This window comes from Olivibacter sp. SDN3, from assembly GCF_014334135.1.
In the GTDB taxonomy this organism is placed as follows: domain Bacteria; phylum Bacteroidota; class Bacteroidia; order Sphingobacteriales; family Sphingobacteriaceae; genus Olivibacter.
In genome coordinates, this window is record NZ_CP060497.1 from 3,347,285 (window position 1) to 3,365,614 (window position 18,330).

General features: G+C 44.0%; 20 protein-coding genes and 1 pseudogene. 11 read left to right on the top strand and 10 right to left on the bottom strand.

Annotation, left to right across the window (positions count from 1 at the left end; translation table 11 throughout):
- Nucleotides 1–95: 95 nt before the first annotated feature.
- The 5 genes from H8S90_RS13860 to H8S90_RS13880 form a co-directional block, all read right to left on the bottom strand.
- A complete protein-coding gene (locus H8S90_RS13860; RefSeq protein ID WP_187338465.1) occupies nt 96–1,196 on the bottom strand; it encodes an AraC family transcriptional regulator in 1,101 nt (366 codons plus the stop codon).
- Nucleotides 1,197–1,205: 9 nt separating this feature from the next.
- Nucleotides 1,206–2,243: an AraC family transcriptional regulator gene (locus tag H8S90_RS13865; RefSeq protein ID WP_187338466.1), complete on the bottom strand. Its 1,038-nt coding sequence runs from the start codon at nt 2,241–2,243 to the stop codon at nt 1,206–1,208.
- A gap of 107 nt (nt 2,244–2,350) precedes the next feature.
- Nucleotides 2,351–3,259: a hypothetical protein gene (locus H8S90_RS13870; RefSeq protein WP_187338467.1), complete on the bottom strand. Its 909-nt coding sequence runs from the start codon at nt 3,257–3,259 to the stop codon at nt 2,351–2,353.
- A gap of 12 nt (nt 3,260–3,271) precedes the next feature.
- Entirely contained in the window at nt 3,272–3,886 is a 615-nt protein-coding gene (locus tag H8S90_RS13875) for a hypothetical protein (RefSeq protein ID WP_187338468.1), read from the bottom strand.
- Nucleotides 3,837–4,091 carry a hypothetical protein gene (locus H8S90_RS13880; protein WP_187338469.1) on the bottom strand — a complete coding sequence of 85 codons (255 nt, stop codon included), beginning with the start codon at nt 4,089–4,091 and terminating at the stop codon, nt 3,837–3,839. Before H8S90_RS13880 ends, H8S90_RS13875 begins: the two co-directional genes overlap by 50 nt.
- A 240-nt stretch (nt 4,092–4,331) precedes the next feature.
- Here H8S90_RS13880 and H8S90_RS13885 point away from each other — a divergent pair, with 240 nt between their 5' ends.
- Together H8S90_RS13885 and H8S90_RS13890 are read left to right on the top strand one after the other, a co-directional pair.
- Nucleotides 4,332–5,063: a LytTR family DNA-binding domain-containing protein gene (locus tag H8S90_RS13885; RefSeq protein WP_187338470.1), complete on the top strand. Its 732-nt coding sequence runs from the start codon at nt 4,332–4,334 to the stop codon at nt 5,061–5,063.
- Between the two features lie 158 nt (nt 5,064–5,221).
- Complete coding sequence (locus H8S90_RS13890; protein ID WP_187338471.1) at nt 5,222–6,064, top strand: hypothetical protein; 843 nt, start codon at nt 5,222–5,224, stop codon at nt 6,062–6,064.
- 34 nt (nt 6,065–6,098) lie between these two features.
- On the opposite strand, the gene H8S90_RS13895 is transcribed toward H8S90_RS13890, so the two are convergent.
- Genes H8S90_RS13895 through H8S90_RS13905 form a run of 3 tightly spaced genes read right to left on the bottom strand, consistent with a single transcriptional unit; the run spans nt 6,099 to nt 7,356 of the window.
- Nucleotides 6,099–6,263 (bottom strand): hypothetical protein, encoded by a 165-nt coding sequence (locus H8S90_RS13895; RefSeq protein WP_187338472.1) that lies wholly within the window; start codon nt 6,261–6,263, stop codon nt 6,099–6,101.
- Nucleotides 6,244–6,489: a hypothetical protein gene (locus tag H8S90_RS13900; RefSeq protein WP_187338473.1), complete on the bottom strand. Its 246-nt coding sequence runs from the start codon at nt 6,487–6,489 to the stop codon at nt 6,244–6,246. Before H8S90_RS13900 ends, H8S90_RS13895 begins: the two co-directional genes overlap by 20 nt.
- A 45-nt stretch (nt 6,490–6,534) precedes the next feature.
- Nucleotides 6,535–7,356, bottom strand: coding sequence for a hypothetical protein (locus H8S90_RS13905; protein ID WP_187338474.1), 822 nt, complete (start codon nt 7,354–7,356; stop codon nt 6,535–6,537).
- Nucleotides 7,357–7,880: 524 nt separating this feature from the next.
- Here H8S90_RS13905 and H8S90_RS13910 point away from each other — a divergent pair.
- The 3 genes from H8S90_RS13910 (at nt 7,881) to H8S90_RS13920 (ending at nt 9,187) form a co-directional block, all read left to right on the top strand.
- Nucleotides 7,881–8,099, top strand: a complete 219-nt coding sequence (locus tag H8S90_RS13910) for a hypothetical protein (RefSeq protein ID WP_187338475.1) — start codon at nt 7,881–7,883, stop codon at nt 8,097–8,099.
- Nucleotides 8,100–8,492: 393 nt separating this feature from the next.
- On the top strand, nt 8,493–8,663 hold the full coding sequence (locus H8S90_RS13915) for a hypothetical protein (protein WP_187338476.1): 171 nt from the start codon (nt 8,493–8,495) through the stop codon (nt 8,661–8,663).
- Between the two features lie 29 nt (nt 8,664–8,692).
- Nucleotides 8,693–9,187 carry a hypothetical protein gene (locus tag H8S90_RS13920; RefSeq protein WP_187338477.1) on the top strand — a complete coding sequence of 165 codons (495 nt, stop codon included), beginning with the start codon at nt 8,693–8,695 and terminating at the stop codon, nt 9,185–9,187.
- Here H8S90_RS13920 and H8S90_RS13925 read toward each other — a convergent pair.
- On the bottom strand, nt 9,180–10,418 hold the full coding sequence (locus H8S90_RS13925; RefSeq protein WP_187338478.1) for a thioredoxin family protein: 1,239 nt from the start codon (nt 10,416–10,418) through the stop codon (nt 9,180–9,182). The genes H8S90_RS13920 and H8S90_RS13925 overlap by 8 nt on opposite strands.
- Before the next feature lie 266 nt (nt 10,419–10,684).
- Here H8S90_RS13925 and H8S90_RS13930 point away from each other — a divergent pair, with 266 nt between their 5' ends.
- From H8S90_RS13930 to H8S90_RS13955, 6 genes and pseudogenes are all read left to right on the top strand, one after another.
- A complete protein-coding gene (locus tag H8S90_RS13930; protein WP_187338479.1) occupies nt 10,685–11,230 on the top strand; it encodes a hypothetical protein in 546 nt (181 codons plus the stop codon).
- 74 nt (nt 11,231–11,304) lie between these two features.
- Nucleotides 11,305–11,514 (top strand): annotated as a pseudogene (locus H8S90_RS13935) (helix-turn-helix domain-containing protein); the annotation flags it as partial.
- Between the two features lie 438 nt (nt 11,515–11,952).
- Nucleotides 11,953–13,698, top strand: coding sequence for a glycoside hydrolase family 43 protein (locus H8S90_RS13940; RefSeq protein ID WP_187338480.1), 1,746 nt, complete (start codon nt 11,953–11,955; stop codon nt 13,696–13,698).
- Nucleotides 13,699–13,955: 257 nt separating this feature from the next.
- On the top strand, nt 13,956–14,138 hold the full coding sequence (locus tag H8S90_RS13945; protein WP_187338481.1) for a hypothetical protein: 183 nt from the start codon (nt 13,956–13,958) through the stop codon (nt 14,136–14,138).
- Between the two features lie 77 nt (nt 14,139–14,215).
- The gene (locus tag H8S90_RS13950; RefSeq protein WP_187338482.1) at nt 14,216–15,052 is read left to right on the top strand and encodes an esterase family protein; all 837 of its coding nucleotides are present in this window, start codon (nt 14,216–14,218) and stop codon (nt 15,050–15,052) included.
- Nucleotides 15,053–15,117: 65 nt separating this feature from the next.
- The gene (locus tag H8S90_RS13955) at nt 15,118–16,470 is read left to right on the top strand and encodes a glycoside hydrolase family 43 protein (RefSeq protein WP_222852093.1); all 1,353 of its coding nucleotides are present in this window, start codon (nt 15,118–15,120) and stop codon (nt 16,468–16,470) included.
- A 149-nt stretch (nt 16,471–16,619) separates the two neighbouring features.
- Here the strand turns inward: H8S90_RS13955 and H8S90_RS13960 are convergent, their stop codons facing one another.
- On the bottom strand, nt 16,620–18,200 hold the full coding sequence (locus H8S90_RS13960; protein ID WP_187338483.1) for a glycoside hydrolase 43 family protein: 1,581 nt from the start codon (nt 18,198–18,200) through the stop codon (nt 16,620–16,622).
- Between the last annotated feature and the right edge of the window lie 130 nt (nt 18,201–18,330).

The following is an 18,330-nucleotide window of genomic DNA, read 5'->3' on the forward strand; positions in this document are numbered from 1 at the left end:
ATACTTTCAAAGATCGGGGTAAAAACAGCCTCAGTGTTATACCAAACCGAAACCTACTCTATGTCTTTTTCGAAACTTATACCTAATCGCTTAACTTAATCGTCATCCTTGCGGCTTAATTCGGATGGTGAAAAACCGAAAAATAAGGTGAACTGTTTAGTGAATGAACTTGCCTGCGTGTATCCGGATAGATGCGCTGCATCATTCACACTTAACTGCTGCTCCGCTAGCAAAAAGCGGGCAAATTCGAATTTCTGTTGGTCAATGTACCGCTTCAGACTGCTGGCATAATGTGCCCGGTGAATGCGATTGAGGTAGGTGGGTGAAACATCAAAGGCCTCTGCAAGATGGCTAATCACAATATGCTCGCCGGTACCCAGCTTCTGCCGGATGAGTTCGTGTACGGCGCTGAGCAGCTGCATGGGTCTGGAACCCATTTGTTCATCCATCTTTGTTAGGTCGCTTAAGCTTCGGCTCAGTAATTCCACTACTTTATGGTAAACAAAACAGTCCTGTTCCACATGTAGGGGTTTACTTGGCGCAGCGGTCGAGATAATGTGCTGTCGATGATAGTCGTAGATGTGGAGGATGCCGGTAGAAGCACTCTCCATGAGCCGCGCACGGAGTTTTGCTAAATGGCTTTGTATCTCCTCCAAACCGGCTGCACTTGGGCGCCGCAACAACCAGTCGCTTTTAATGACGAAGTAAAAAAACAGGTGCTTCCCTTGGGGTATACGCAAATTGAAATCATCAGGAGGTATGTAGGCTATACAGTAATGGGCGTGGGGAATGGTCAATTCCATAGCGGAGGCGTCCTCGGGTTGGTCCAAAGTCAAACTTCCGCGCAAGGCGTAGAGCCAATAAAGATCATGTCGCTGGCAATTTACCGGTAAGTCTAAAGTTATGCGGGTATTAATTTCCAATAAACAGATAAATGCATCCCGGGCATCGTACCATTGTTCAATAATGCTGAAGGCTGGATGTTTCCAATAACTGCAGTCTGCATAGGCTAAACGGTGCGTTACTGTTGGCGGGCATTTTTCTTTGTATTGTGCCTCACCCTCAAAATAGAGCGGCATATCTAAAAGTACAGGTTTTTCCATTGCGTTCGTGTGAAGTAAAAAAATCCAATCGTCTATATGATAAATTCCAAATTTCGGGCAAAAACTACCCGTATAGGTAGTCCAAATCGCCATGGTGGGTAGTCATTTTTCGTTTTTTATCGAAAAATTTTGTGTTCGTTCAAATTGACTGGATGCTTGAGAAGGAGGGAAACCAAAGTATCGCTTGAAGGCTTTTCCAAAACTTGCCTTATCAGCAAAACCACACATACTGGCAATAATATTATTGGAGAGATTACTTCTGGTAACCAGATAATAGGCAAAGTCGAAACGAACTTGTTTAATAAATTGACGCAGATCAATAGCGTAATAGCGCTTATGCTGCTTGCGTAAGTAAGATGTTGAGATATTGAAATGTGCCGCTATATCTTCTATAGGTGGAATCTGCCCCTCTTTGAGCTGCTCACTGACATATAGACGTACCTGATCGATCAATAGTTTATGTCGGTCTTCAACAATGGTATCATCGGTAAGGTCTTGCAGGCTTTGTACAAGAAGATTGATGCTCAGCTTATATAATTTGGCATCTACATGGATAGGGATGCCTTTAGAAAGAGTAAACATGGTGAATAGTTGCTTTCGAACAACAGGGCCTATGGTCAACAGTTCCTGAGCGAATACCGAAGCGGTTATCCTTTCGCTTTGCCTTAACTGTGCTAAAAAGCTATCGATGATATCTAACCCTGCACCATCATTGCGCAGCAGCCACTCGCTTTTGACAACAAAATAGCAAAGTAGGTGTCTCCCGGGCTTAAAATAGGCATAGTATTTTTCTTCTGGCATAGCCGTAAGAATGTATTGCCCATTGCTTATGCGTAAGATCTTGTTTATGCCCGTACGGTCCAACAGCTCCATACGGCCTTTCAATTGGTATAGCCAATAAAGATCATAACGCTCGCAACTGAAAGGAATTGTTATCTCATCTTTATTGCGAACTTCGGTCAAACCAATAAACACATCCTTGGCATCATAGTATTGTTCAATGATAGAAAATCTAGCATGTCTCCAATAATTGCAGCTGGCGTAGGCCAACTTGTGCGTGGCAATGGGTGGGCATTGATCTAATTTTTGGGTATCGCCGCGATAGCGGCTGGGTATTTCAATATGTATAGGTTTTTTCATAGGCTGGCGGTTAAAGGAACATTATTGGCTTATAATGGTTTTAGTTGGTTGGTGCTTTTTGGGTCAAGTAAATCCGGTAGGGTAGTACACAAAACCTCCTTTCTTTTTTAAGCCTGCTGATCTTGGACCGGGGCACCTTTGGCCCGCCACCAACGGCTCGGTTTAAAATTCAAACTGTTTTTCTGGTAGTATTTTCGGAGAATATGATTGCCAACAACAAAGGCGGCAACATTCCATACAATCATGAAAAGTGAGAAAACCAACAGATTTAGCACGATAGCAATTATTAGATGCATGAGAATAACTGCTCCTAACCAGGGTTTGCGTAGATAACTGTTGAACATGGCGAAGGGGTATAGTAGCTCCAATACAATAACCGTTACTCCTCCGATAAGCAATAAGCTTGGGTAGCCAGTTAACCAGTCAAAATCCCATTGAAAGTACTGATTAAAATAGGGAAGGTTCAGTGCCTTCCAGAGTGCTTCGCCATTCCACCAATTGTTGCCAAGTGATTTAACCAAACCACCAAAAAAGTATACTATACATAAATGTATGCGCACCGTCTGGATATAAAGCCAACAGTAGAAATCTGCGCGCTTTGGAAGCAAGACAAGGTAGAATAATAACGAAGTGCTGATATGGTCTGCGCCGTAACTATAAGGCTTCATGACAACGAAGATGCTGAGGTGTAAGGTTAATAAAGCCAAGCTGGCCAACCGCATGGCATAACCGAGCGCCAGTAGGATGCATAAGCCACAGTATACCCAAATAAGGAGCATACAGCTTGCTTGATGGCTGATGGGAAATTTGGCACTTATCCAGCCGATCAAATGATGAATGGCATAGCCCGGGAAGGATTGCTGCATGGACAGTAGCTTTACATTAACCCACCCCGCCGGGCCATATAGATTGTTGAAATCTGGTATGATGTACAAAATCGGTAAGGCCAATACGCAGGCCAAGGTTATCCTCAGCGATCGAAATAGTCTTCCGTCGTTTATAAAAAAATTGTTCATTTCCTGTTCTCTTTAGCGGCGCGCGCTGTAATCGTAGATCGGCACAAGGCCTGCATGGGAGCTCGCCATGTCTTGCAGCAAAGGTGGCCGGTGTAGGTAGATCTGGCATTTGATGCGTACTGCTGCTGGATAGTCGGCCAATAGCCTCCTGCAGAGAGAAGTTACACTGGCTTTCAGGTAACGCCTGTATAATTCAGCTCTTGGATCATCTTGCTCCTTCTCTCGTAGAAAGCGTTGAAACTGATCAAGCCATACACTATAACGCTGCAGGCCTTCCACGGAACGGATTCCGGGGCTGCTCACCTGAGCGATGATTTTACCTTCATCATAAAAGGTGAATTGGCTAACATATTGGCTAGCTACATTCGGTGCAAAAAAACCGTAACCATGCATGGTGCCGGTGATGAACCCATAGATTTGCTGAGGTTTACCCGAAAGCATACTATTTAAATTGACCCGGTCGCTGTTGCTGCCTGCCTGGTAGTACAAGCGGTAACCGGCGCGAGCGCTGGCAATATTTACCGCGAGTACATACAGCAAATGCAAGCAGGCGGCAGCAATAAGCAGCAAGCGCTGTTTACTCATATTCCGCCAATAGCTGCTCGTAATCCCCCTGTAAGAATTCATCAGGATGTGGTTCCTCATTATCACGCGTGGTAATGAACGATCTGGTAAAAGCAGCGAAGCCTTGATCAGTGTTGTTCAACCCTGTTGCGGGCGCCTCAATATCGAGGTTAAACTTGATTGGCCTAGCGTTATTCGATTGACTAAAGAGCAGGGCGGCCAACAGAAACAGTAGGGCTGCAAAGATGTGTGTAGTGAACTTGTTCATGTCTTCTTTTGTTTGATTTGTTAAATAGGTCTGACGAGGGATTAACTATTGATCTCGCGACGATTTAAATATCGGCTATCGCTTAGTAAATCAGCTGATAACTTCGACGAGTTCATAAAAAAGCAGAAAAAAGACCCGTTCTGCTTCGACGAAAAGGAAAAAGGGGCGTATAATTTGTGATTTTATCGGTTTTTTAAGAAATTAGTCGGTGACATAGTTTTATACCTAAACATTTATCACATGTTATATTCTTGTATAGTCATTGACGACGAACAGTCGGCCATTTTTCATTTGACGGAATTGGTAACACAGGTGCCTGATTTAGATTTGCGCGGCACATTTACCAGCCTGCCGGAAGCGAAAGAATGGTTGGTAACTAATGGCGAAGTACACATTGTCTTTCTGGATATCGAAATGCCTTTGCTTGATGGTTTGGCAGGAGTGGAGATGCTGAAGGGGTGGTATAAGCGCTTAATTTACGTGACAGCACATGAACAATACGCTGTACAGGCCTTCAAACACCGGGCAATTGATTATCTGGTTAAACCTGTTAGTCTGGAAGATTTGGTGCTTAGCTTGGATAAGATGATAGATACCCTCGCCTTAAGTCAGAAAGAGCAGCTTATACGGATGCATACCAGGTTTGTTACCAATTACCAGGGAAAATTTGAGGGCCTGCGATTGGAGGATATCCATTATATCGTTGCCGACGGCGATTACGTGCGGGTGCACACAGCAGAAAAGCGCCATATACTACATATTACGCTGAAAAAGATACATGCTGATTTATTGCCACTTATACCGCTGAGACAGATTAGTCGTTCGCACCTTGTATCTCTAACCTTTGTTAAAGATTTCTTTAAGGATGAACTTACCTTGAAAAATCAGGAAACATTAAAAGTTACCAGTACTTATAGGCAGAAGCTTCTGAACGATATGCGTTTTTTAAGTTATGGAGGGAAAAGGTCCTAACGCATGCATTTGATTTACGTAAATAAACGGAGATATTATGCGGCGCACGCAAGCATATGGCTTGCATGGATTATCTACAATGTCTTCCTTTTTGCGCAGTTTGATGAATCCTGCATTATTATGAAAACTACCTGGCCTTTTTCTTTGTACATATCCTATTGTTTTATGTACATAGCCATGCAATTATACCCTGTATAAAAAGATACAAGCTGCTGAAGTACCTCTTTCCGGTAGTGGTATTATTGGAATTTGCCTTGTATTTTCTGCTCTTTGTGCTGATCAGCCTGTTTTTTGGGGATTTGCACTTTACCTGGAAAAGCACGGGGGCCTTTTTTAATGTAAAGAATACAGCGCCTTTTGTACAGCCCTTCTTGGGTTACCTGATTGTAGCTTCATTACTTTATCTGTTAGAGGCGGCATTGAGGGAAAATATCCTATGGAAAGGGAAATCGGAACGCCGCCGGATAGGTAATCATTTTTTGGTAAATTATCTCTTTAACGTATATGGGCTGCTTAAAAAAGGGATGAAGGGCGCAGTTGCCTCGATTATTTGGTTACAACAATATGCTTCTTTTCTGATGGCCGATGAAGACGAAGTGCCCCGTCCGATAACTCAGGAGTTACAAGCGCTTAGAGACCTCTCAGCTATGGAAGAATTGCGGAATCCCAGCCGCTATTCATTTTATTTGATCGTTGGTGATGGTGTAAGTTCTCTTAAGGTGATACCTATGGTGCTGCTCAGTCTTTTTGAGAATATCCGCCAGCACGGCTTATACCTTGACCCAAATTATCCCGCTAGAATGGAACTTTCTGCTGCGAATGACTGCCTAACGATCTACACCTGGAATAAATTGTGCAGGAAAGACCGGAAGGGAGGCCACGGTATGGCCTTGGAAAATTTGCGGGCGCGGTTGGAAATGCACCACGCCGGAAAATATTGCCTACGTTATGGCGAGAAAGAAGGTTTCTTCGAACTACAGTTGGAGGTTTCGACAAAATAAAACCAGCCACCCTTAAAAGGGGGCTGGTTGGCTGCTATTTTTTTCGTATTTTTTGTAATAGCAGCGTGATGAGGAAACTCACGATGGCACCCAACGCGGCCAGCACAATTGTTCGGAAAAGTTCCGTGAGCTGGATAAAGGGCAGGGTGCTCAGCAGCGCTCCACTGGCGGTACCTATGCTAAGTTCCGTTCGTTTCATCACCTTGCGGTTTTAGCGGGTCATCGATCTTCTTTTTGAATAAACCATCGAATATGCTGAGGCCTAATACCACATATTTCGCTCCCTGTACCAACTTTACCGGCAGCTTCAACGGCGAAGCCAGAATAAGTTGGGCCGTGAGTTGTAAGCCATCTTTGATGTGCTCAATGGTCTGACTGCCCGTCTTGCCCTTTGTGGGGCCTGCTATAGTCTGTTCTTGTTTCATTGTTCAATTTTTAAAGATTAATAAATGTGATGATGCCAGACGCTGCTAATCTTCAGCACCGTCTTCTTCGTCATCCTGTTCATCCTGCCCGTCATCATCTTCGTCAATATTCGCTGCATGAATGTTAACGAGTGTCAAGGCATTGTAGGCCCCATTGTTCAAGCTATATGCCTTGCCGTTCACTTCCTGATAGAAGGAAATGGCAACAGCCAGAAAAAGGGGCGCTTCACCGGTGTTGCCCACAGTGGGTGCCAGTGACAGGGCTTCGGTTACGTCGTTAATCGGTGCCATGGGCGTTTCGTCCATCGCAAACAGATATCCACCCACTTCTTCAGAAAAATCTACGGAGACGATGGCTGCGGAAAACTGGTAGTGGGTAGCGCCATCAGGCCGTGCAATGACCACCTTGGGGTCAAAAGCCGGGAAGTTGATGGTTCCGGTGCCTGTAGCCGCGTCAATACTGCCCTGTAAAGGGATGAAGAAGGTATTGCTCATCTCCGCTGCGGCGTTGAAGTTAAAGTTGCGGAGCAACTGCAGATTATCGGGCAATATGGTGCGCTCCCCGCGGTCATTGACCGTATCGGCTTTGATGATGCGGAGCAGACGGCTGCTGAGCCGGTTAGCCATGCGCGAATCGGAAGTGAGCTGAATAAAGGGACGCAGGGCATCACGCAGCTTTTTAGCGGCGGAACCGGCCCGGCCAAATTCGGCATTGTTCTCGCGGGTGCGCTGAAACTTTGGATCACTGGCGATGCGACTGGCGCTGACGCCTGTTTTTTCACGGGCCTGATAACCGTTCTGTGTTTTGAAGAAAGTAAGATCACCTATTTTACCTTGTAATTTGATGATACTTTTTAATTGTGCCATAATGTTATTTTTTTAATTAATAATATGTTTATCGTTACCGGACACCTGTCTTTATCCAGCTGGTTCTGCTGTGCCAAGGGGCCCGCTTGGTGGCTTCACCTACAGGATCGCTAACAGCCTATGTACCGGCAACGGCACAAAGGTGGGGCAGGAAAAAATAGGGGCGTTCGGGCTTTTACGCTTTGTTCGTTTTTGGTAAGATTATTCGCTTTTATACCTTTTATTCGGTTTTATACCTAAAAATGCCTTGAAAGGAATGGAGATCGCTGTTATATTTGGTGCTTTAACGTAGCGATTACGAGGTCAGGCTTAGCTTCCTTCAGGTCCTATCCGCCTCCTATCCACGGTATATTCCCCCTATATCCGCCTTTAGGGTAGTAAAAGCGGACTAACAGTGAACTAGTAGCGGGTAAACAGTGGCTAAATAGGGGGTGAAGGACAGGTGGATGGAGGGTGAAGAGTGAAGAGGCTAAGGGGCACGCTGTACCGGTGATCGCGTAATTATAGACAACAAACCTTTTGAAATGAAGCAACACAGACTCCTGATTTATCCCAAAGACGTCTGTCTAATTACGGGGAAGGGCGAAAGACACGCCCAAAAATTGTTAAGAACGATGCATGAGGCCTTGCAGAAAGAAGAACACCAGGGCGTGACCATTATAGAATTTGCAGATTATATGGGCCTCGACGCAGACGAGGTGAAAGCGGTCTGCCTGGCCAAGCCGAAAATATCTTCAGGATAATGATATGCCGATAAAGCAAAATAAAAATCCCTTCAAGTCTTTATATTTGAAGGGATCTTTCCGCTCGTCTTTGATGTCCTCTGTTGCACCCTGACCGGCCTGCACTCCACACAGTGATAAACTACACACCCCGAGGATGTTTTTATCGGATAGCCATAGAAAGTTTGACAGCATTACGGAACAGGGCATGAAATTATGGCAAGGGCTTGTGCCAAAATTTCAACTTCGTCACGGCAATTTCACATATCTGTTAAATAACCGTTAAACGGGGTTATGGCAGTAACCGTTGCATAAGTTTTGACGTTATCCAGATTAGTTATATGTGCACGCTCTTTGTTGAAGCACTGCTGATAAAGAACAGGGTAAATTGTCATTTAAAAACAAGCTATTCCAATGAAAAAAATATTGATGATCCTAACTTCCCATGCCAGCCTGGCCGATAAAAAAAACGGCACCAGACTGTGGTTGAGCTCTTTTGCAGATGCGTATCAGGTGTTTGCCGATGAAGGCTTCGAAGTGACGGTGGCAAGCCCCGTGGTGGACAGCCCCCGCTGGATCCACTGAGTGAAAAAAATGAACACCTCACGGAAGGGGTGAAGGCGTACAGGGGCGACTTTATTGCCCAAATGGAACTGGGCAACACCTGGAGCTTGGAGGAAGCTCTGTCCGGAGACTATGATGGGGTTTATATCGCGGATGGACATGGCGCTCTTTGGGACATCAGCACCGATCCTCATATAGGCAAACTGTTATACAGGTGCCTGATTGACGAAACACCCGTAGCAATGGTAGGCCACGGTGTGGCGGCCTTGGCAACGCTTTATAAACTTCGCCAACAGGATATGCAGGGGTTGAGGGTGACCTGCTTTACCGATACCGAAGAGGCGCTTCTGAAAAGGCACCATGAGGTACCTTTTAGTCTGAAAGAACAATTAACGGGATTTGGTGCTGACGTCAATCAGGCCATTATTCCATTCTCCCCGCATATGGAGGTAGACGGGATTTTCATCACCGGCCAGAATCCGGCATCATCTGCTATGACAGCACGGGCATTAACCGGACGTTTGGAACTGGCGCACGCTAATTAATCTTTGCCTTGATTTTTTCGACAAGTTCGGCGACTACTGCCCTTTTTGGATATAACGCTGCACTGCGCTCTGCCCAACGCAGCGCATCGTGCAGGGCATCCTGCTCGTTATCTGGTAATTGCGAAAACGCATCTGCTGCCGTATAGAGCTTATCGACAACCTCACCAGAATAGATCTTTTTAGCAAATTCCTTTCCTTCCTGAAAATCGACAATTTTTGTGCTGTCCTGCTCTCCGGTCGTAAAGGGTCGCATCTCTTCTTCGAAACGGCGCTGATCCTCTCTTTGTATGCTGTCTACCGAGATATCCATAGACGGGGTGGCAATGGAGTAGCCATATTTTTTTATTTTTTCTGCATCTCCTAGCAGTGTGCTGTGTATGAGCTGATAACGATCTAATGTGTGTTTTTGCCTGTCGTTCAGTCCGTAAAGCCTCGAACTGAATTCCATAAGTGGGGTGTAGGTTAGTAAGTTTTTCTGGTGAAGTGCCTGCCCTGCGCCACTATACACAAGAATATCAAACAAATGGCCGGTTAACTGGCTCTTGGAGCTGTCTTGCATCTTATCGTAGTGTTCCATAAACCGCAAGAGTACGGCAGAGTTGATGCCTATAATATTTTTCCCTAGATAAATCCAGGTGCTATCTTCGTTTAATTGTGCTGGCGAAAGCGTTTTAAAATAGGCATCCAGCACTTCATTATTGTCTATCCGCGCTTTTGTCAGACGATCCAGATAGGTCTTTAGAAAGTCAACCGCTCTGTTTCCCTGCGCAAAATCTTTCTCCAGGTTCCCGAGGTTGTTCGGATCCTCTGCCGCCCCAAGGGCATCGCTGACAAGGGAAAGAAAGGGTGCTTCGTCTTTTTCGCCAACAACTTTATGGATCAGGTAACCTTCGGCATTCAAAAACAGAAAAGTGGGGTAGGCGGTTACACCGAACCTCTTGGCAATGTCTACGCCTTCACCTTTCTCCGCATCTATACGGATATTGACAAACTGTTCGTTATAAAGATCGCCCACAGCCGGTTTGCTGAAAATTTGCTGATCCATATATTTACAGGGGCCACACCAGTCGGTATAGACGTCAACGAATATGAGTTTGTCCTGCTCATTGGCCTCTTTTAGTAGTTGCTTCCAGGTACCCTCGAAAAAGTCAATACCAGTTTGATCACTTGTTTGCGCAAATAAGGTGGAGGCATAAATAGTAAAAGCGGCTAAAATAATGAATTTTCGCATTTTCGACCTATAATGATTAGAGTTTCCAAGTTAAGAAAAATGTTGGAATTAAACGAGTTATAAAAAAAGATGGCGAGCGCACATAGTTAGAAGCAATCAAATAACAAACGTTAATATTGCAGGAGAATATGCATTGTTAAAGATGTTTGGTAATGCAGTAAACCTTTACAAAGCAAGTAGGCTGGCAACTAATCCCGATTTTAAACCGTTAAAGGTTGAAGGGAACACGATAAAAGAAGATCCTTGTGACACTTAATAATACAGATATGGGAAAAATTCAGATAATAATCATCTATTTTATTTTAGGTTGTGTATTTAGCGCTTTTGCTCAAAACAGTACCGATATTCCAGTTAACCAATTAATGAATAATGCCATCCCAGAAAATGCCGTTGCAGTTTCCAAATCGGACGGTTATAATAAGTTGATAAAATTAGATCCCGACCAGGCTTTTGATGAAGAAAGTATTGGAGGCGAATTCTATATAATCGATAGTATGATAATCGTTTTTTATGGAGGAAAAGCAGAGGCACCTTATAAACCAAGTCAGTTGGAAGAAACGCGGGCAACGCTCTTGGAAATGGGTGGCATGGATACATCTCACATCCATACGGATAACTATAATAAGATAAGTAAGCTAAATAATTTTAAAGTACTAACTTCCTTCATCGATAATAGCACAACATCCTATTACTACCTCATCGCAGATGACCGCGTGTCTTACCTGAATTTCAGTATAACCGCAAAGCCTGAAGATCAGGCAAAGGCTAAAGCGCTAGGGGAGTCCATGCTGAAAAACATGCGCTTTAAGTAACCGTTATCGGATAATATTTTTTTGAAAAACCAATTACAGGCAAAGCACTCTTGCTCATCGTCTATATCTTCATCGATTTACTTCGTTCACTTACCGGACTCAATGCACAGCAACACATTCAACTCAAATTAATAGGGAAATCTAAAGAGTTGCTCAGCACTACAGAATTAAGTGTCAGTGAAATTGCCTACCAACTGGGCTTTGAATACCCGCAATCTTTTCATAAGTTCTTCAAAAAACAGACACAGCAATCGCCATTGGAATTTCGGGCAGGATTTAACTAAACCCTGCCTTAAGCTAATTGGATAATGGCAACTTTTCAATAACGATACCTGGATTCCGCCCTCTGAACATGTCTGAAGGACTGTGATACGTTTTACTGATGCAAATGATTTGATCATCGGTAGAGAGAAGTTTAATAGGATATCCCTTTGTTTGTCTTGTGTTCACTTTTTGGTAGCTATCGGCCGAATATACTTCGACGGTTTTGGCATTTGAGCCGGCGTAGATGAAATATCATTAACGAATATCAACATTATTACTGCATTTTTAAACAAAAGTAGCAGCCTATTTGCACATGCTATACTACTTTTGTTTATATCTTCCGGCAGATGATAACGGCCTTATCCGGCAGGGTAGTTTTAACATGTCAAAAGAGATTGGAAGATGCAGATGAGCACAGCAGGTCAGCCGTGAATACCGAGTGATTAATTATTTATAGAATGAAAAACTTAAATGCTATAACCGGATTTATTTTGTCCTTTTTTTTAGCCACCTTGTGCGCAACTGTTAGCTGCCGGTCCAATGGTTCGCGAGGGGGGGCAGACAGAACTCCATTGTTTACCAATTTCATATATGAAGGGCAGGATCCTGTCTATGAGAAAAACCCTGTAACGGAAGGTGAGTTTTATATTCCTATTCTACAGGGCTGTTATCCCGACCCGAGCATCACGCGTAAAGGTGGAAACTATTATTTGGTCGCTTCTTCTTTTGCTTTCTTTCCTGGAGTTCCTATCTTTCAATCCAATGACCTGATCAACTGGAAATCGATTGGCCATGTGCTGGACCGAGAGTCGCAATTAAAGGTTTACGATATTCCAATGAGTGCAGGGATATATGCTCCAGATATACAATATAATCCACATAATGACATGTTTTATATGATCACCACACAGTTTGCCGGTGGTTTTGGCAACATGGTGGTGAAGGCGTCGGATCCGGCAGGTGATTGGAGTGATCCTATAAAATTGGATTTTGAAGGAATCGATCCGGCTCTATTTTTTGATGATGACGGAAAAGCTTATGTGGTGCATAATGACGCACCGGAAAAGGGAAAAGAACTTTATGAAGGTCACCGTGTTATTAAAATTTGGGACTATGATGTCGAAAACGATCAGGTCGTTCAGGGCAGCGATCAGATAATTGTTGATGGTGGTGTTGATCTTTCGAAGAAACCGATATGGATTGAGGCTCCTCACCTCTATAAAAAAAATGGTAAATATTATTTAATGTGTGCTGAAGGAGGAACGGGGGGGAACCACAGTGAGGTCATCTTTTCAGGTACGCATCCTAAGGGGCCTTTTAAGCCTGCAAAGAAAAATCCGATTCTTTCTCAGAGACACTTAGCGAAAGACCGTTCGGACAAAGTTGATTGGGCAGGACACGCTGATTTGGTTGAAACGTCCGATGGCGAGTACTATGGTGTCTTTTTGGCGGTGCGTCCCAATGAGAAGGAGCGCGTGAATACCGGGAGGGAGACGTTTATGCTACCGGTAGATTGGACAGGTGAATTTCCCGCATTCGTGGGGGGCATGGCCCCTTTACCTACAAAACTCAGATCTCCTAAAGGAGCTACTTATCAATTAAACCAGGAAGCCTGGTTTTTAAATGGTAATTTTACTTATCAGGATGACTTTAAAGATAGCGTACTCAACGATCGGTGGATTGGCGTTCGCGGTCCGCGCGAGACTTTTGCTAAACCCTCACCTAAAGGGCTTGTTATTGAACCTTTCGCAACAACAATACAAGAGATGAAGCCAACATCGACGCTTTTCCATCGCCAACAGCACAATTTTTTTAAGGCCTCAACACTGATACATTATAAACCTGGAAGTGAAAAAGATCTGGCGGGATTAGTGTGCTACCAGCGGGAGGGTTTTCACTATGTGTTTGGTCTTACCAAGCAGGGCAAAGACTATTACATTGTACTCGAGAGGACAGCGGAGGGGAAGGCAGATGTGTTGGCAAGCGCTAAAGTAGATTTGGAGCAACCAATAACGTTGGAAGTTCGAGCTGAAGGGGATGCATATCAGTTTCATTATGGTAAGGACAAAGAGCAGCTTAATAGTTTAGGGGAGGTGGTTTCGGGAGACATTTTATCTACTGATGTTGCTAAAGGTTTTACCGGGGCTTTGATAGGCCTTTATAGTACTTCGGGAAACGAAATTTTACCAGGTAAAGCGGATTGACTTTTACAGAGATTTCGCTAATAGTTGGTTTTAGTTATAGAACCCCGGTCCTGAGGGAGAGGGGTCTATTCGATCAATTAAACAAAAATACGGAATATACTTCAGGAATGGGGTATCGGGAAGGTGAATGTTATTGGTAGAAATGGCATGGAAAAATGGCCAAGCAGAAAAAGTCGTAATTCGGTCGAATCTAGGTGGAATTTTTCGTTTACTGACACCAAATGCTTTAGCGGGTTCGGGCCAAAGGGGAAACAAAAGTGAGGATCGCCAAGGCGGATCGTCCGGAAGAGATTCTTGCTGATTTGAAGATAATGGGCGCAGGAGGGGAATGGCAGGAAGTAGAGACAGGATTGAGAAACTCCTTGGTAGGAGTACATGATCTTCAAATTTCTTTGCTGGAAGGCGATCCATTGGAAATAGACTGGCTTTCTTTTCAGTAATTAAGGAGAAGAATGTGGCAATTTTCTAAACCGGCCGGGAAGAAGTGTAAAATAAAAACCCTAAAACAGTTTGCAAAATGATAACGTTAAGATTTTTTCTGCTATTTGCTGTGGCAATTTGGCTGAAACCAGCTATTGGACAAGAAAATATTCCGGCGGCACCTAAGGGCTTCGATGAGGTGCAAGAAGGCGCATCTAAGGGTGTTATCGATACCATTACCTACCCATCTCAAACCGTGGGAACGACGCGGAAAGCATTAATTTATCTTCCGCCGGGTTACTCGGAAACCAAAAAATATCCCGTATTATATTTGCTACATGGTATCGGTGGAGACGAGAAGGAATGGTTTAACAATGGGTCTCCGCAGGTTATTTTTGATAATCTGTACGCTGCAAATAAGCTGAAACCAATGGTTGTTGTATTACCTAACGGGCGGGCAATGAAAGACGATCGGGCGGAGGGGGATATCTTTGATAGCGTGAAAGTACAGGCTTTTGCCGATTTTGAACAGGATTTGTTGCATGACCTAATCCCCTACATTCAGAAAAAATATCCCGTTTATACTGACCGGGAAAATCGAGCTTTGGCCGGCCTTTCAATGGGAGGGGGGCAATCCCTGAATTTCGGTCTAACAAACTTAGATACCTTTGCTTGGATCGGGGGATTTTCTTCTGCGCCGAACACAAAAAGCCCAGAAGAACTTGTGCCCGACCCATCCACACTTAAAGACAATTTAAAACTACTGTGGATATCTTGCGGCGATAATGACCGACTTATCACTTTCAGCAAAAGACTACACGATTACCTTGATAGATACAAAATTTCGCATGTTTATTACGTAGAACCAGGTGGACACGATTTTAAGGTTTGGAAGAATGACCTATACCTTTTTAGTCAGCGTTTATTCAGATAATGAGGATCGCGGATTTGTAAAGAGACTACATGTAAAATTCATGATTAAATAAGAAACAAGATTAAATGATGATAAAGTTTCGTAACTATATTTTATTAAGTGGATTGCTGTCAATAGGAGTGCTAACAACTAGTCGTGCTCAGAATCCAGTTGTACAGACGATATATACAGCGGATCCAGCGCCAATGGTTTATCAGGATACGGTTTTCCTTTATACCGGCCATGATGAAGAAGGGGCTACCTTTTTCACGATGAATGATTATAAAGTCTATTCAAGTACGGATATGGTTAACTGGACGGATAGAGGCACCCCGCTATCTTATCAAACTTTCAATTGGGCAAAGGGAGATGCCTGGGCTGCTCATTGTATCGAGCGAGATGGGAAATTTTATTGGTACGTTACGCTGACGGATAAAAAGTTGAACCGACCAGTGATTGGCGTAGCGGTATCAGATCATGCGACCGGCCCCTTTAAGGATGCTTTGGGAAAGCCGCTTGTGGCAGCAAATCAGGGAGACATCGATCCAGCAGCATTTATTGATGACGATGGGCAGGCCTATTTGTATTGGGGGAATCCTAAATTATGGTACGTAAAACTGAATGAGGATATGATTTCCTATGACGGAGCGGTTATGGAGGAGCCATTGACTCCTGAGTCTTTTGGTAAGCGGGAAGGCGACTCCTTACGTTCCACTTTATACGAGGAGGCTCCCTGGCTATATAAAAGGCAAAACACCTATTACCTCTTTTATGCCGCTGGCGGTATTCCGGAGTATTTGGCTTATAGTACGAGCGATAGCCCTGTTGGACCATGGTCTTATCAGGGTGTGGTGATGCCCACAGAAGGGCAGAGTTTTACCAATCACCCCGGTGTGATAGATTTTAAGGGTAACAGCTACTTATTTTATCATAACGGCGCTTTACCTGGTGGGGGTGGTTTTGCACGCTCCGTAGCGGTGGAGCCTTTTAGTTTTGGTGAAGATGGGACAGTGCCGGAACTTAAAATGACTTCTGGAGTGAAAAATGCGATACATCCAGTAGATGCCTTTCGACGTGTAGAGGCAGAAACCATGGCATTTTCCGAAGGTGTAAAAACGGAGGAACAGCCGAAGATTGGAGTTTTCGTTACAAGTATACAAAATGGCGACTGGCTTAAAGTTAGAGGAGTTGATTTAAAAGATGGTGCTGAACGCTTCAAAGCAGCAGTAAAAACTAAGGCGGGTGGCTCAATCGAAATAAGAATGGATGACCCCTCTGGTCCGTTGCTTACTACCTTGAAGGTTGCAGGTGATCACCATTGGCAGGAGTTGACGGCAACCGATCTACAAACAATAAAAGGAATTCATGATTTATACTTTGTGTTTAAAGGAGAAGGGGAGAATGACTTATTTGATTTCGATTACTGGTACTTTGAGTAATCATTGATTTGTATCCAGATGACCGTGGCTTTACCCTGCATTATACATCTTGCTGTCCGATGGAAAGTAATTCCTTCGGACAGCAAGATGATTGAGTATAGTCGTTATTGGGTCAGTTGATCGAATAGGGGATTAAACTGTTGTCACGTTTACTTTATGTCTGTGGGAAGGGTTTCCAGATCGATACGGAAGAAATCAAAATCTGCGTAGCCGCCGATTTCTTTCTGTGCGTAGTTAAACAATGCGAAACGGTATCCCATAAAATGTGGAATGGTATACTTCATTTTCAGGACATCCCCAATTCGTTTCCAATTTTTACCATCCACACTATACGCGAAGACAGCCTCATCTTTTCCTACCTGGAAGTCACACCAGGCCTTGAAAAATACTTTCTTTTCGCTGAAAGATACTTTTTGTATAATTTCTTTTTCTCCTTTTTCTGGATTTTGCATCACAACGGCTGGCTCGCCATTCTTTATTTCGACACCGATTAAGCCGTATTGTTGCTGCAATAGCCCGAGACCTGCGAAATCGCCTTCTTTCATGTTTGAGAAATCAATGGATGTTTCGCCACTGGAGTATGGACCTATTGTACGTTGTGTAAGGGTATTTTTCGCCGACAGAAAGCTGGTGTCTATCCGAATGGTTTTTAACCGCAGGTAACCTTTGCGTTCATTGAGTGACCACGCTGAGTTGTCAGGGTTGTGATTCCATTGCCAAACTAAGGGGAGAGGCTCCGCTCCGCGTTTTCGATCAAATTCATCAGAGTCGACAATTCCCGGAATCAAATCTTTACTAGCAGGAAGATTCAAAACTTCGGGTACTTTACCGTCGATTCCAATTACTGGCCAGTCATTTTGCCACTTTACCGGTACAAGGTAAGGGATGCGTCCAACAGCACCTGCATCCCTGAAAAGATAGGCATACCACTCTCCACCTGGTGTGCTGATCACCCCCCCTTGAGCTACACCTTGATCTTGTAATGCAATCCGCCCTTCATAAGGCCCCGTGAGCTTGTTGGCACGGTGTACCACTACCGTCCGCATACCGCCTTTCGGCCAAGTGATATTAAAGATATAATATTTTCCATTGATTTTGAAGAGCTGGGAACCTTCAGCGGGCAAACCGATGTTATCTCCTGAAGGCGCACTGGCATTTTCAATGAGTACGTGCTCTTTGGTGCCGGGCTTTACTGCGGTGGCGTCCGAAGTGAGCTCGATCATTTTCAGTTTTCCACCACCGTATACCATGTAAACGCGACCATCATCTTCAAAAAACAAGCTATGATCATGATATGCCGGACTGAAAGACGCTACTTTCCACGGACCCTTCTCAATATCCTGAGTACTGTATATATACGTTTTATCGGTGGTCTGTGCAAATGTGCTCACATAATAGGTGCCATTGTGGTACCGGATACTGCTCGCCCACGAACCCCAGCCATAAGTGCTCTGGCCATTTTCAAGGGTCAAGGCGTCAACGCTGTCCAGTGTATCGTAAGCGTAACTGACCATCTCCCAGTTGACGAGGTCTTTAGACTTCATGATCGGCACACCGGGATTCATATGCATAGTTGTGCTACTCATGTAGTAAGTGTCTCCCACACGGATCATGGCGATATCGGGCACATCAGCATAAATGATAGGGTTATGCGCCGATTGTGCAAACGTACAAACAGTCGATAGAAGACAAATGCAAGTAAGGAATAAAATAAAACGTATTTTTCTCATAATAATAGCGGTACAGCAACAAGATACTGATCTTGATGTAATAAAATACGAGAATCTAAAATTATTTCATTAGTACCCTATTTTCAAGAAATCAATATCATGCGCCTGATTGTTTTTTTAAAAGTCTATT